The organism is Kribbella amoyensis (assembly GCF_007828865.1).
Lineage (GTDB): Bacteria > Actinomycetota > Actinomycetes > Propionibacteriales > Kribbellaceae > Kribbella > Kribbella amoyensis.
The window spans coordinates 4,940,851-4,954,214 of the sequence record NZ_VIVK01000001.1; the positions used below are offsets into that span (position 1 = coordinate 4,940,851).

14 protein-coding genes are annotated in these 13,364 nt (G+C 70.7%); 8 read left to right on the top strand and 6 right to left on the bottom strand.

Annotated elements, in window-relative coordinates; all coding sequences use genetic code 11:
• Positions 1–73: 73 nt before the first annotated feature.
• Entirely contained in the window at positions 74–949 is an 876-nt protein-coding gene (locus FB561_RS23155) for a helix-turn-helix transcriptional regulator (RefSeq protein WP_145810131.1), read from the top strand.
• A 23-nt stretch (positions 950–972) separates the two neighbouring features.
• Positions 973–1,344: a VOC family protein gene (locus tag FB561_RS23160; RefSeq protein WP_145810133.1), complete on the top strand. Its 372-nt coding sequence runs from the start codon at positions 973–975 to the stop codon at positions 1,342–1,344.
• A gap of 38 nt (positions 1,345–1,382) precedes the next feature.
• Here FB561_RS23160 and recQ read toward each other — a convergent pair whose 3' ends face one another.
• From recQ to FB561_RS23175, 3 genes are read right to left on the bottom strand one after another with little or no spacing between them, the layout of a single operon-like run.
• Positions 1,383–3,215 carry a DNA helicase RecQ gene (gene recQ, locus FB561_RS23165; RefSeq protein WP_145810135.1) on the bottom strand — a complete coding sequence of 611 codons (1,833 nt, stop codon included), beginning with the start codon at positions 3,213–3,215 and terminating at the stop codon, positions 1,383–1,385.
• A gap of 47 nt (positions 3,216–3,262) precedes the next feature.
• On the bottom strand, positions 3,263–3,685 hold the full coding sequence (locus tag FB561_RS23170) for a VOC family protein (RefSeq protein WP_145810138.1): 423 nt from the start codon (positions 3,683–3,685) through the stop codon (positions 3,263–3,265).
• Complete coding sequence (locus tag FB561_RS23175) at positions 3,682–4,527, bottom strand: AraC family transcriptional regulator (RefSeq protein WP_145810140.1); 846 nt, start codon at positions 4,525–4,527, stop codon at positions 3,682–3,684. The genes FB561_RS23170 and FB561_RS23175 overlap by 4 nt, the downstream gene beginning before the upstream one ends.
• A 152-nt stretch (positions 4,528–4,679) precedes the next feature.
• Between FB561_RS23175 and ilvD the strand changes: the two genes are divergently transcribed.
• Complete coding sequence (ilvD, locus tag FB561_RS23180; protein WP_145810143.1) at positions 4,680–6,530, top strand: dihydroxy-acid dehydratase; 1,851 nt, start codon at positions 4,680–4,682, stop codon at positions 6,528–6,530.
• A gap of 60 nt (positions 6,531–6,590) precedes the next feature.
• On the opposite strand, the gene FB561_RS23185 is transcribed toward ilvD, so the two are convergent.
• The 3 genes from FB561_RS23185 to FB561_RS23195 all read right to left on the bottom strand — a co-directional run bounded on the left by FB561_RS23185 (position 6,591) and on the right by FB561_RS23195 (position 7,865).
• The gene (locus tag FB561_RS23185; RefSeq protein WP_145810148.1) at positions 6,591–6,896 is read right to left on the bottom strand and encodes a type II toxin-antitoxin system PemK/MazF family toxin; all 306 of its coding nucleotides are present in this window, start codon (positions 6,894–6,896) and stop codon (positions 6,591–6,593) included.
• Positions 6,896–7,132 (bottom strand): ribbon-helix-helix domain-containing protein, encoded by a 237-nt coding sequence (locus FB561_RS23190; RefSeq protein WP_145810151.1) that lies wholly within the window; start codon positions 7,130–7,132, stop codon positions 6,896–6,898. Before FB561_RS23190 ends, FB561_RS23185 begins: the two co-directional genes overlap by 1 nt.
• 64 nt (positions 7,133–7,196) lie before the next feature.
• A complete protein-coding gene (locus FB561_RS23195; RefSeq protein ID WP_145810152.1) occupies positions 7,197–7,865 on the bottom strand; it encodes an LON peptidase substrate-binding domain-containing protein in 669 nt (222 codons plus the stop codon).
• A 127-nt stretch (positions 7,866–7,992) separates the two neighbouring features.
• Between FB561_RS23195 and hisD the strand changes: the two genes are divergently transcribed.
• From hisD to FB561_RS23220, 5 genes are all read left to right on the top strand, one after another.
• Positions 7,993–9,330, top strand: coding sequence for a histidinol dehydrogenase (gene hisD, locus FB561_RS23200; protein WP_145810155.1), 1,338 nt, complete (start codon positions 7,993–7,995; stop codon positions 9,328–9,330).
• Entirely contained in the window at positions 9,330–10,448 is a 1,119-nt protein-coding gene (locus FB561_RS23205; protein ID WP_145810158.1) for a histidinol-phosphate transaminase, read from the top strand. Before hisD ends, FB561_RS23205 begins: the two co-directional genes overlap by 1 nt.
• The gene (gene hisB / locus FB561_RS23210; RefSeq protein WP_145810160.1) at positions 10,445–11,044 is read left to right on the top strand and encodes an imidazoleglycerol-phosphate dehydratase HisB; all 600 of its coding nucleotides are present in this window, start codon (positions 10,445–10,447) and stop codon (positions 11,042–11,044) included. The genes FB561_RS23205 and hisB overlap by 4 nt, the downstream gene beginning before the upstream one ends.
• 10 nt (positions 11,045–11,054) lie before the next feature.
• On the top strand, positions 11,055–11,696 hold the full coding sequence (gene hisH / locus FB561_RS23215) for an imidazole glycerol phosphate synthase subunit HisH (RefSeq protein ID WP_145810162.1): 642 nt from the start codon (positions 11,055–11,057) through the stop codon (positions 11,694–11,696).
• A gap of 89 nt (positions 11,697–11,785) precedes the next feature.
• Positions 11,786–13,204 carry an alkaline phosphatase PhoX gene (locus tag FB561_RS23220; RefSeq protein WP_145810164.1) on the top strand — a complete coding sequence of 473 codons (1,419 nt, stop codon included), beginning with the start codon at positions 11,786–11,788 and terminating at the stop codon, positions 13,202–13,204.
• The last annotated feature ends 160 nt before the right edge of the window (positions 13,205–13,364 follow it).

Sequence of the window (13,364 nt, forward strand, 5' to 3'; positions counted from 1 at the left end):
CTACCGTGGTCGGTGCCGGGCGCCGGGGAAAGGTTGCCGGGTGCACCTGTCAGGGACAGTCAGGAGGAACGGCATGTCGAGGTACGCCGGCCGGTCGCGCGAGCTCGGCGCGTTCCTGCGGGAGCGGCGGCACCGGCTGACCCCGGCCACGGTCGGCCTCCCGGACGGACCACGGCGGACGCCGGGACTGCGGCGCGAGGAGGTCGCCGAATTGGCCGGCCTGAGCGTCGGGTACTACACCCGGCTCGAACAGGGCCACGCCCCGCATCCGTCCGACAGCGTGCTGGACGCGCTCGCTCGGACGTACCACCTCACCGAGGACGAGACGCGGCATCTGCGGGCGCTAGGTGGTTCAGCGCCGACGCAGGTCCGGGCGGAGGATGGTGAACGGGTCTCCGCCTCGGCAGTGCGGTTGCTGGAGTTGTTCGTCCCGCCGACCGCGGTGATCGTGCTCGGCCGGACCGGCGACGTCCTCGCCTGGAACCACGCCGCCACCGTGCTCTTCCCCGGCCGGTTGCCGGCGCCGGGGGAGCGGCCGGGCCCGGCCTCGAACAACGCGCGCTATATCTTCTGTACCGAGGTCGCGCGGGACTTCTTCGTCGACTGGCCGGAGGTCGCCGACGACACGGTCGCCCATCTCCGCTCGGCCGCCGGCCATCTGGTCGACGATCCCGCCCTGCGGGCACTGGTGGACGAGCTGACCGCGGCGAGCCCCGAGTTCGCCGCTCGCTGGACCAGGCGCGACGTGCGGGAACGCGTGTCGGGTGCTAAACGGCTCGACCACCCGCGGCTCGGCCGGATCACGATCGGCTACGAGGTGACCGCGGTGCTCGACGTCCCCGGTCAGTGGCTGGTCGTCTACACGTTCGACGGGAGCACGGCCGCCCGATTCGAGAAACTTCTCCCGGAGCATGTCGAAATCCGGCCGCCGGCTTCTACCCAGGGGTGAGAGCAACCTCAGGAGGAGTAACCATGAACGCCATCACCGGTATCGGTACCGTCGCGATCCCCGTCACCGACCAGGACCGCGCCCTCGACTTCTACGTCGGCACGCTCGGCTTCGACAAGCACCTCGACGCCCCGCTGCCGCAACTCGGCGGCCGCTGGATCGTCGTCGCGCCCCCCGGTAGTACGACCAGCCTGGCCCTCGTCCCGGCGACCCCGGAGGACCCGGCCGGCGGCGACACCGGGATCCGCTTCACCACCTCCGACGCGGCGGCCGCACATCAGGGCCTCACCGCGGCCGGCGTGGCCACCGACGACCTCATCTCCTGGCCCGGCGTCCCACCCATGTTCACCTTCCGCGATCCCGACGCGAACACGCTGTACCTGGTCGAGCAGTAGGCCCGCCTACTGCGCGCGGCTGTCGGTACGGCGTGGGACTACCCGACCTCGGCCAGTGCTTCCAGAACGCCCTCGCCGTACTTGGCGAGCTTGTTCTCGCCGACGCCGCTGATGCGGCCGAGGTCGGTGAGGGAAGCGGGTAGGTCGGTGGCGATCTGGCGCAGGGTGGCGTCGTGGAAGATGACGTACGCCGGGACGCCCTGCTCCTTGGCGACCGCCGCACGCCAGGTGCGCAGACGCTCGAAGACCGGGGCCGCCTCGGCCGGGAGGTCCACCGTCTTCTTGCTGCTGCTCGACGACCGGCTCCGGGACACGCGCTCAGGCTCGCGGCGCATCATCACGTCGCGCCGCCGGCCGAGCACCTCCGCGCTGTCGGCGGTGAGGACCAGGGTGCCGTAGTCGCCTTCGACCGCGAGGAGCCGTTGGGCCAGCAGTTGCCGGACGACGCCGCGCCACTCGGTGTCCTTCAGCTCGGTCCCGATCCCGAACACGGTCAGCTCGTCGTGCCGGAACTGGCTCACCTTCGGTGTCTGCTTGCCGAGCAGGATGTCGATCACCTGGCCGGCGCCGAACTTCTGATTGCGCTCGTGCTGCAGCCGGTACACGGTCGAGAGCAGCTTCTGCGCCGGGATCGTGCCGTCCCACGACTCCGGCGGGGTGAGGCAGGTGTCGCAGTTCCCGCAGGGCTCGCCGTGCTGGCCGAAGTACGCGAGCAGCTGGGCGCGCCGGCACTCCACGGTCTCGCACAGTGCGAGCATCGCGTCGAGGTGCGTACCGAGCCGGCGCCGGTGCGCAGCGTCGCCCTCGGAGGTGTCGATCATCTTGCGCTGTTGGACGACGTCCTGCAGCCCGTACGCGAGCCAGGCGGTCGAGGGGAGACCGTCACGGCCCGCCCGTCCGGTCTCCTGGTAGTAGCCCTCGACCGACTTCGGCAGGTCCAGGTGGGCGACGAACCGGACGTCGGGTTTGTCGATCCCCATCCCGAACGCGATCGTCGCGACCACGACCAGCCCGTCCTCGCGGAGGAAGCGAGCCTGGTTCGCCGCGCGGGTCCTGCTGTCCAGCCCTGCGTGGTACGGCAGCGCCTCGATCCCGTTCTGGGTCAGGAAGGCGGCCGTCTTCTCGACGCTGTTGCGGGACAGGCAGTACACGATGCCGGCGTCGCCCGCGTGCTCGGTCCGCAGCAGGTCGAGCAACTGCCGCTGCGGGTTGTCCTTGCCGACGATCCGGTACTGGATGTTCGGCCGGTCGAAGCTGGCGACGAAGTGCTTCGCGTCGGTGAGGTTCAGCCGGGTGGCGATCTCGCGGTGGGTCGCCTCGGTCGCGGTCGCGGTGAGCGCGATCCGCGGGACCTCCGGCCAGCGCTCGTGCAGCTCGGACAGCATCAGGTAGTCGGGCCGGAAGTCGTGCCCCCACTGGGACACACAGTGCGCCTCGTCGATCGCGAACAACGAGATCTTGCCCTGGTCGAGCAACCGGACCGTGGCCTCCACCCGGAGCCGCTCGGGCGCCAGGTAGAGCAGGTCCAGCTCACCGGCCAGGAACGCCCGCTCGACCTCGCGCCGCTGCTCGAAGTCCTGGGTCGAGTTCAGGAAGCCGGCCCGGACGCCGAGGGCGGTCAGCGCGTCCACCTGGTCCTGCATCAACGCGATCAGCGGCGAGATGACGACGCCGACGCCCGAGCGCACCAACGCGGGGATCTGGTAGCACAGCGACTTGCCGCCACCGGTCGGCATCAGCACCAGCGCGTCGGCACCGGCGACCACGGTCTCGATGATGTCGCCCTGCTCGCCACGGAACGCGTCGTAGCCGAACACCCGGTGCAGGACCTGCAGAGCTTCCGACTCGGGCAGTTGCGTTGTCTCAGCCACCCGGCGATTCTACGGAGGTCCGCGCGGATCCGCGGGACCCCTGTGGATTACCGGATCTCGCCGCGGTACGTGCCGACGCTCCAGAGGTTGCCTTCCGGGTCCGCGACGCTGAAGCCGCGGGACCCGTAGTCCTCGTCACGCAGCTCGCGGACGATGGTCGCACCTGCCGCGATCGCCTGTGCCAGCAGGGCATCCGGTGCGTCGTGCACGAGGTACACGGACTGGCTCTGCTCGGTCAGCTTGTCGAATTCGTTCGGCTCGGCGTTGCGGTCGGCGGAGCTCACCATCACCCCACCACCGGGCGGCCAGGCCAGCTCGGCGTGCGCGATCGAGCCTTCGGCGGCTCCCGGGTACGACGCGACCAGGGTGAAGCCCAGGCCTTCGGTGAGGAACTTCAGCGCGGCCTGCCCGTCGCGGTACACCAGCGTCGGCCAGACTCCGATCACGGTCTCGTTCTTGGTCATGTTCATGCCTCCGACTCTGCCGATCCGGAGGCGGCGGCGTCTTGTACGTATGGGAGCTCCTCGGTCATCCAGACCCGCGGCGAACACCCGGCCAGCGCGTGCCACTCGCGGGTCAGGTGCGCCTGGTCGGCGTACCCGAGGTCGGCCGCCAGGTCGGCCAGCCGGGTCCGCGGCCGGCGCTTCAGCCGATCCACCGCCTGCCCGAACCGGAGCACCCGCGCGACGACCTTCGGCGGCAGCCCGTACTCCTGCCCGAACCGCTCGCTCAGATGCCGGCGGCTCCACCCGACCTCGCTCGCCAGCTGCTGGACGCCGACGCCGCCGGCGGTCTCGCACAACCGCTGCCAGGCCCACCCGAGCTCGGCCCGCGGCTCGGGAACCGGCTCGTCCCGCCACGCGTTCAGCAGCAGCGACTCCACCAGGCCGAACCGCTCGTCCCAGCTCGTCAGCTCGCGGATCCGCTCGGTCAACTCGCGCGCCGGCCGGCCGAGCAGCAGGTCCAGGTCGATCACCGTCGACGCCAGCTCACCCGGCGGTACGCCGAGCAGCGCGCGCGATCCGGCCGGGGTCAGGGCGAGCTGGATCCCGGCGACGTTGGGGGAGTCGCCGATCCGGACCGCGGTCGAGTGCAGCCCGCCGACCAGGGTGTGGAACTTGTCCACCGGCGCCCCCGGCCATGCGACCCCGAGCGGCTCGTCCAAGGTGATCACCATCGTCAGGTACTGCGAGGGCAGGCCGCGGTGGACGGCCGGTGGCTCACCCGCGTACGCGTAGCCGGTCAGCGCCGCGACGTACGGCCGCAACGCGGGGACCGCCGCGCGGACGTGGTGCTCGAACACCGGCTCCATGTCCCGAGGGTAGAACCGGATGCCGACAATCCGGATCCGGACGCGGCCACGACGGCCGGCATACGGGACCGCTGTACCGTCATCCGGACAGAAGTGGCACGATGCTCTGGGCGGCGGGTGCCGCTCACGGAACACGTTTGGGAGAGATCGTCGTGCCTCAGCTGAGATCCCGCACTGTCACCCACGGCCGCAACATGGCGGGCGCCCGCGCCCTCATGCAGGCGTCCGGTGTCGCCCGGGAGGACTTCGGCAAGCCGATCATCGCCGTAGCGAACAGCTTCACCGAGTTCGTCCCCGGCCACACCCACCTGGCCCCGGTCGGGCGGATCGTGTCCGAGGCGATCCACGCGGCCGGCGGGATCGCGCGCGAGTTCAACACGATCGCGGTCGACGACGGCATCGCGATGGGCCACGGCGGCATGCTGTACAGCCTGCCGTCGCGGGACCTGATCGCGGACTCGGTCGAGTACATGGTCGAGGCGCACTGTGCGGACGCGCTGGTCTGCATCTCCAACTGCGACAAGATCACCCCGGGCATGCTGAACGCCGCGCTCCGGCTGAACATCCCGACCGTGTTCGTCTCCGGCGGCCCGATGGAGGCCGGCCGGGCCACCCTGGTCGACGGCACGGTGCGCAAGCTGGACCTGATCGACGCGATGTCCGAGGCCGTCAACGAGAACGTCTCCGACGCCGACATCCTGCGGATCGAGGAGAACGCCTGCCCGACCTGCGGCTCCTGCTCGGGCATGTTCACCGCGAACTCGATGAACTGCCTGACCGAGGCGATCGGCCTGTCGCTGCCGGGCAACGGCTCGGTGCTCGCCACCCACACCGCCCGGCGCGCCCTGTACGAGAAGGCCGGCGAGACCGTCGTCGAGATCACCAAGCGGTACTACGACAACGACGACGCGACCGTGCTGCCGCGCAACATCGCGTCCAAGGAGGCGTTCGGCAACGCGATGGCGCTCGACATCGCGATGGGCGGCTCGACGAACACGATCCTGCACCTGCTCGCGGCCGCCCAGGAGGCCGAGGTCGGCTTCGACCTGGACGACATCAACGCGGTGTCCCGCCGGGTCCCGTGCCTGGCCAAGGTCGCGCCGAACGTCGCGCCGAGCGGCACGTACTACATGGAGGACGTGCACCGGGCCGGCGGCATCCCCGCGATCCTGGGCGAGCTGCACCGGGCCGGGCTGCTGAACGAGAACGTCCACACCGTGCACAGCGACTCGATCGACGAGTGGCTGAAGACGTGGGACCTGCGTGGCGGGTCGCCGTCGCCGGAGGCCGTCGAGCTGTGGCACGCGGCGCCCGGGTGCGTGCGGTCCGCGACGGCGTTCTCGCAGTCGGAGCGCTGGGAGACGCTGGACACCGACGCCGCGGGCGGCTGCATCCGCGACCTCGAGCACGCGTACTCCCAAGACGGCGGCCTGGCCGTGCTCAAGGGCAACCTGGCCGTCGACGGCTGCGTGGTGAAGACGGCCGGCGTGGACGAGTCGATCTGGACCTTCGAAGGACCGGCCGTGGTCTGCGAGTCGCAAGAGGAAGCGGTCGACAAGATCCTGGCCAAGCAGATCCAGCCGGGCGACGTCGTGGTGATCCGGTACGAGGGTCCCAAGGGTGGCCCGGGGATGCAGGAGATGCTGTACCCGACCTCGTTCCTGAAGGGCCGCGGCCTCGGCAAGGTCTGTGCCCTGGTCACCGACGGCCGGTTCTCCGGCGGTACGTCAGGACTGTCCATCGGCCACGCCTCGCCCGAGGCGGCGTCCGGCGGCACCATCGCCCTGGTCCAGGACGGCGACCGGATCCGGATCGACATCCCCAACCGCTCGATCGACCTGCTCGTGTCCGAGGAGGAGCTGACCACGCGCCGCGAAGCCCTGGGCGGGGTGTATGCCCCCAAGGACCGCGACCGCAAGGTCAGCCAGGCCCTCCGCGCCTACGCGGCCATGGCCACCAGCGCCGACAAGGGCGCTGTCCGCGACGTCACCAAGCTGGGCTGACCCGCTCCGGACCACAGCGAGCCGTCGCCGGGACCACGGTCCTGGCGGCGGCTCGTCGGTTCAGAGGGCGTCGAGGTCGAAGGCGAGGGTGATGGCTTCGGCGAGTTCGGGCTCCTGGTCGGGGAGGAGGTAGCCGATCAGGCGGCCGAGCTGGAGCTTGGGGATGGTCTGGATGTTGTCGCAGCTGATCGCGCTGGGGTGATCCAGGCCGTTGCGCGGCCCGACCGGGACCTCGGTGGAGAGGCCGCGGATGGTGCTGGTGATCGGCGCGACGGTGACGTTGGTCAGCCGGGGGCGGATCAGCTCCCGGGTCAGCACGACCACCGGCCGTGGTTTGTCCAAGCGGGCGACGTGGATCGGCCGCATCAGTCGAGGTCGGACAGTACGGTGCCGCTCGCGGCGGCGGCGAGCCCGTCGAGCTCGGGGTCCTCGCCCCGCTCGGTCAGGATCGCCAGGTCGCGGGCCGCCAGTTCCCGGCGGCGCTCGCGCTCCATCGCCCGGGCCACCACGGAGGCCCGGGACGAGGCTTTGTTGTCGTCCACCAGCCGGTCCATGAACTCGACCAGCTCGTCCGGCAGCCGCACGGTGATCTGTTTGCTCATACCAAAACCATACCGGGCTGGGATTCGATTCTCCACCGCCCGCGTCCCGGGGTTGCCGCCTCGGTCAGTTCGGGTGCATCGTCGACCAGGACATCTCGTCGTCCGGCAGCGACGGCAGCGCGGCGATCGCGGCCAGTTCGGCGTCGAGCAGGCCGACCAGGTGGACGAGCCGGGACGTGGTGTCCTCGGCCTCCAGCAGCTTCTGCCGATCCGGCGTCTGCAGCGTCATCGCGGCCGACATCAGGTACGACAGCGTGCTCGGGTCGTCGGGCAGGGAGCCGATGTGCAGGCCGGGCCGGCTGATCTCGGTCACCGCGGCGGCGTACCGGCGGAACCGCTCGACCGCGATCGTCGCCGTCCCGAGCGGGTCCTCGCCGAGCTCCTCGGGCAGCCACTCGACGTCGGCGATCAGGTAGTCGCCGCTGCTGTCGAGCTGGTCGACCTTGAACCGGCGGTTGCCGGTGAGGGTGATCTCGACCGGCGCCTCGTCGCCCGCCTCCAGCGTGATCTCGGAGATGGTGGCGGCACAGCCGGTGCCGTAGAGCGAGCGGAACACCCGGTCGCCGAGCTCGTACCCGTCCCGGACCGCGACCGCGCCGCAGGCCAGTTCACCCCCGTTCTCGACCAGGTCGCGGACCACCGCGCGGCCCTGGACGTCGGTGACGGGGATGGGGAGCACCAGCCCAGGGAAGATCACCGTTTCGACGGTGAGAAGAGGCAGGCGCGAATCCATGCGCCCGAGCCTATGGCAACGACCGGCGGCGCGTACCGCGAACCACGGGCGGGCCTGGTCACGACCAGGGTCACAGCCCGTGGACGCCGGGGCGGGCCGGGTCGCGGTGACCACTAGACTGAGCCCCATGATTCGCCGCGTCGACCTGCGGGGCCGAGTGGCGGCCGGAGAGGTGACCGACCTCCAAGCCGAAGTGAACGCCCTCGTCCCCCGAGCTGTGTTCGACGTCGAGAAGGCTCTCGACGTCGCCCGACCGATCTGCCTGGACGTCCGCCATCGCGGAGTCGAGGCGATCAGGGAGTACGGCGAGCGGTTCGACCATGTCCGGGTGGAGGACCTGCGGGTCCCCGCGGAGGCGCTGAAGACCGCGCTGGAGGAGCTGGACCCCGCGATCCGGGCCGGGTTCGAGGAATCGATCCGGCGGGTCCGCGAGGTGAGCCAGGACGAGCTGACCGCGGACGTCGCGTCCGAGCCCGCGCCGGGTGGCCGGGTGACCCAGCGGTACGTCCCGGTCCAGCGCGTCGGGCTGTACGTTCCCGGAGGCCGCGCGCCGCTGTCGTCCAGCGTGGTGATGAACGTGGTCCCGGCCCAGGTCGCCGGGGTGCCGTCGCTGGCCGTGGCGTCGCCGCCGCAGCAGGAGTTCGGCGGTCTGCCGCACCCGACCGTGCTCGCGGTCTGCGCGATGCTCGGGATCGAGGAGGTGTACGCGATGGGCGGCGCGCAGGCGATCGCCGGGTTCGCGTACGGCTTCGGGACCGGTGCGTCGGCCTGCAAGAAGGTCAACCTGATCACCGGTCCGGGCAACATCTACGTCGTCGCCGCCAAGCGGTTCCTGCTCGGTGAGGTCGGGATCGACTCCGAGGCGGGGCCGACCGAGATCGCCGTGCTGGCCGACGACACCGCGGATCCCACCCACGTCGCCGCCGACCTGATCAGCCAGGCCGAGCACGACCCGATGGCCGCGAGCGTGCTGGTCACCCCGAGCGAGGCGCTGGCCACCGCGGTCGAGGCGGAGCTGTCCGTCCAGGTCGCCCGGACCAAGCACCGCGAGCGGGTCGAGGAGGCGCTCGGCGGGCAGCAGTCCGCCGTCGTGCTGGTCGACGACCTCGACCAGGGCACCGCGCTGGTGGACGCCTACGCCGCCGAGCACCTGGAGATCCAGACCGCCGACGCCGAGGAGCGGGCCGGCCTGATCAGCAACGCGGGCGCGATCTTCGTCGGCAGTTGGTCGCCGGTCTCACTCGGCGACTACTGCGCCGGGTCGAACCACGTCCTCCCGACCGCGGGGTGCGCGTGCCACTCGTCCGGTCTGTCGGTGCGCAGCTTCCTCAAGGCCGTGCACGTCGTGAACTACTCGCGTGATGCGCTGCGGGACGTCGCGGGTCACGTGGTCACGCTGGCCCACGCCGAGGACCTGCCGGCGCACGGTGCCGCGGTGTCCGCCCGGTTCCCGGGGGAGCGCTGATGGGCCGGTTCGACGGGCTGCCGATCCGCGACGAGCTGAAGAGCTTCGAGCCGTACGGCGCCCCGCAGCTGGACGTCCCGATCCTGCTCAACGTCAACGAGAACCCGTACCCGCCGAGCGAGGCCACCGTCGCCGACATCACCGCGTCGGTGGCCGAGGCGGCCCGCGGCCTGAACCGGTACCCGGACCGTGAGTTCCTCGCCCTGCGCGCGGATCTGGCGGCGTACCTGGGCCGGGAGTCGGGCGCGGACCTGACCGCCGAGCAACTCTGGGCCGCCAACGGGTCGAACGAGGTCATGCTGCACCTGCTGCAGGCCTTCGGCGGACCGGGCCGGACCGCGTTGTCGTTCGCGCCGACCTACTCGATGTACCCGGAGTACGCGCGGGACACGAACACGGGCTGGGTGGCCGGCCGCCGGGCCGAGGACTTCACCCTGGACCAGAGCAAGGCACTGGCAGCGATTTCCCGGCACCACCCGTCGGTCGTCCTGGTCGCCTCGCCGAACAACCCGACCGGGACGGCGCTGCCGATCGACGTGATCGAGGCGCTCGCGCAACGGACCGCGGCGACCGGCGCCGTGCTGGTGGTCGACGAGGCGTACGCCGAGTTCCGCCGGGCCGGGACGCCGAGTGCGGTGACCCTGCTGCCGAAGTACCCGAACCTCGCCGTCGCCCGGACCACCTCGAAGGCGTTCGCGCTCGCCGGGGCCCGGGTCGGGTACCTCGCCGCGAGCAAGCAACTCGTCGACGCGCTGCGGATCGTCCGGCTGCCGTACCACCTGTCCGCGGTGACCCAGGCGGTTGCGCGGGCGGCGCTGCGGCACTCCGACGAGCTGCTCAGCCGGGTCGAGCAGTTGCGGACCGAGCGGGACGAGACGGTCGAGTGGCTGCGGGCCCAGGGTCTGCGGGCGGTCGACTCGGACGCGAACTTCGTGCTGTTCGGGACGTTCGCCGACCGGCACGCGGTCTGGCAGTCGCTGCTGGACGACGGGGTGCTGATCCGTGAGACCGGGCCGGACGGCTGGCTGCGGGTCTCGATCGGCACCGGCGCCGAGATGGCGGCGTTCCGCGCCGCGCTGGAGAAAGTGCTGAAGACCGACGTGGGAAGGCAATCATGAGCAGGACGGCGCGGATCGACCGGGAGACCAGCGAGTCCAAGGTCCTGGTCGAGCTCGACCTGGACGGGACCGGCCGGGCCGACATCTCCACCGGTGTCGGCTTCTACGACCACATGCTCAACGCGCTGGCCAAGCACGCGCTGCTCGACCTGCACGTGAACACGGTCGGCGACCTGGAGATCGACGCGCACCACACCGTCGAGGACACCGCGATCGGGCTCGGCCAGGCGCTCAAGCAGGCGCTCGGCGACAAGCGCGGCATCCGCCGGTTCGGCGATGCCACCGTGCCGCTGGACGAGGCGCTCGTGCACTGCACCGTCGACCTGTCCGGCCGGCCGTACTGCGTGCACACGGGCGAGCCCGACGGCCAGGTGTACGCGATCATCGGCGGCGACTACGCCGGTTCGCTGACCCAGCACGTGTTCGAGACGCTGGCGTTCAACGCGGCCATCTGCATCCACATCCGGGTACTGTCCGGCCGCGATCCGCACCACATCGTCGAGGCCCAGTTCAAGGCGTTCGCGCGGGCGCTGCGGGACGCGGCCGAGCCGGACCCGCGGCAGCCGGGCATCCCGTCCACCAAGGGCGCTCTGTGAGGGTGGCGCTGTGACCAAGAAGGTCGTGCTGCTCGACTACGGGTCGGGCAACATCCGATCCGGCGAGCGGGCCCTGCAACGCGTCGGCGCCGACGTCACCGTCACGTCCGACTACCAGCAGTCCCTGAACGCCGACGGCCTGCTGGTCCCGGGCGTCGGCGCGTTCGAGGCCTGTATGGCGGGGCTCCGCGCGGTCCGGGGTGACGAGCTGGTGGACCGGCGGCTGACCGGGTCGCGGCCGGTGCTCGGGATCTGCGTCGGGATGCAGATCCTGTTCGCCAAGGGCATCGAGCATGGGGTCGAGACCGACGGCTGCGAGCAGTGGCCGGGGACGGTCGAGCGGCTCCAGCCGCAGACGGGGGAGCCGGTCCCGCACATGGGCTGGAACACGATCGACGTTCCGACCGGGTCGAGCTTGTTCGAGGGTATCGACAAGGAGCGGTTCTACTTCGTCCACTCCTACGGCGTCCGCGACTGGCAGCTGAACGACACCCGCGAGTCGGTGCGGCCGGCGGTGACCTGGTCCGAGTACGGCGGCGACCGCTTCGTCGCCGCGGTCGAGAACGGCCCGCTCAGCGCGACCCAGTTCCACCCGGAGAAGTCCGGCGACGCGGGCGCGGAGCTGCTGGCCAACTGGGTCCGCTCACTGTGAGTACCTGACACTCGTTCTCTTGCCGTTGGGCAGATGTTTACCGTACGTTCACTGGCGTCCACTGCTTGCGCAGACTAGGAGGCTCGCCCGTGTCCGTAGAGTCGCAGTCCCCCTCCGACAAGTTGCCCCTGTCCCGGCGGCAGTTCGTCGCCCGAGCCGCCGTGGCGGGTGTTGCCGTCAGCGTCGCGGGGTCGGTCGAGGCGCTGTACACGGCCCAGCCGGCGCTCGGGACGTCCGGCCCGAAGATCGGGTACGGCCCATTGATCGAGGACCCGCACGGCATGCTCGACCTGCCCCGCGGGTTCAGCTACAACGTCCTGTCCCGTGAAGGCACGGTCCGCCCCGACGGGCTGAAGACGCCGAGCCGGTTCGACGGGATGGGCACCTTCCCGGACCGGCAGGGTGGGAATCGGCTGGTCCGCAACCACGAGTGCAGCCCGACCGCCACGATCAAGGTGGTCGCGCCGCCCGAGCGGACGTACGACCCGGGCGGCGCCGGGGGTACGAGCACGCTCGTGGTCGACCGGCACAACCACACGTCCAAGGAGTTCGTCAGCCTCGGCGGGACGGCGATCAACTGCTCCGGCGGGATCACGCCGTGGCGCACCTGGCTGACGTGTGAGGAGACCGAGGCGAAGGCCGGCACCACCGGGTACACCAAGGACCACGGCTTCATCTTCGAGGTCGACCCGTACGACGACCGGCGCAACGTGAACCCGACGCCGCTGAAGGACATGGGCCGGTTCCAGCACGAGGCGGTCGCGATCGACCCGGCGACCGGGATCGTGTACGAGACCGAGGACGCGTTCGTCGCACCGCTCGGCGGGTTCTACCGGTTCCTGCCGAACCGGCCGCGCGGTGGGTGGGGGAGTCTGCGGGCCGGCGGTGAGTTGCAGGCGATGCACATCCCGGGGCTGCCCGACCTGTCCGTGGTCCAGGAGGCCGGGGCCGAGTTCCACGGTGTGCAGTGGATCAAGGTGCCGGACCCGCTGGCGACGACCGAGTCGGTCCGCGCGCAGGACTACGGCAAGCCGATCACCGGCGGGTACAAGCTGGAAGGCTGCTGGTGGGGGACGCGGGACCGCTGCGTGTACTTCGTGTCGTCGTTCGCCCGGACCGAGCTCGGCCCGAAGGTCGACCACGACGGCCAGGTCTGGCGGTTCGACCCGCGGAAGAAGACGCTGCGGCTCGAGGTGATCTTCACCCGCCCGTCGCCCGGCTCCGACAACCCCGAGTTCGACGCCCCGGACAACATCACGATGTCGCCGTACGGCGGGCTGATGATGTGCGAGGACGGTCTCGGCGACCAGCACATCCTCGGCACCACCGAGGACGGCGAAGTCTTCAAGTTCGCCCGCAACCGGGTGAACAACGGAACCGCGGAGGAGCCGGAGTACGGCGAACTGGCCGGCGCGGGCTTCTCGGCCGACGGGCGGACGATGTTCTTCAACGTCTACAACCCAGGCATCACCTACGCCATCACGGGACCGTGGCGCCGGCGGCGGTAAGTACCTGAGATGAGCCAAAACCTCCTACAGCCCTTGCGCTGTAGGAGGTTTCTGGTCTCTGCCACCGGGCCGCCGCTCGGACAGTTGCGGTGGACGTGGGCTGGGTACGCAAGCAAGCTTGCAGTTGTTCTCCTAGGCGGTTGGCAGGTGTCTGGCCGAG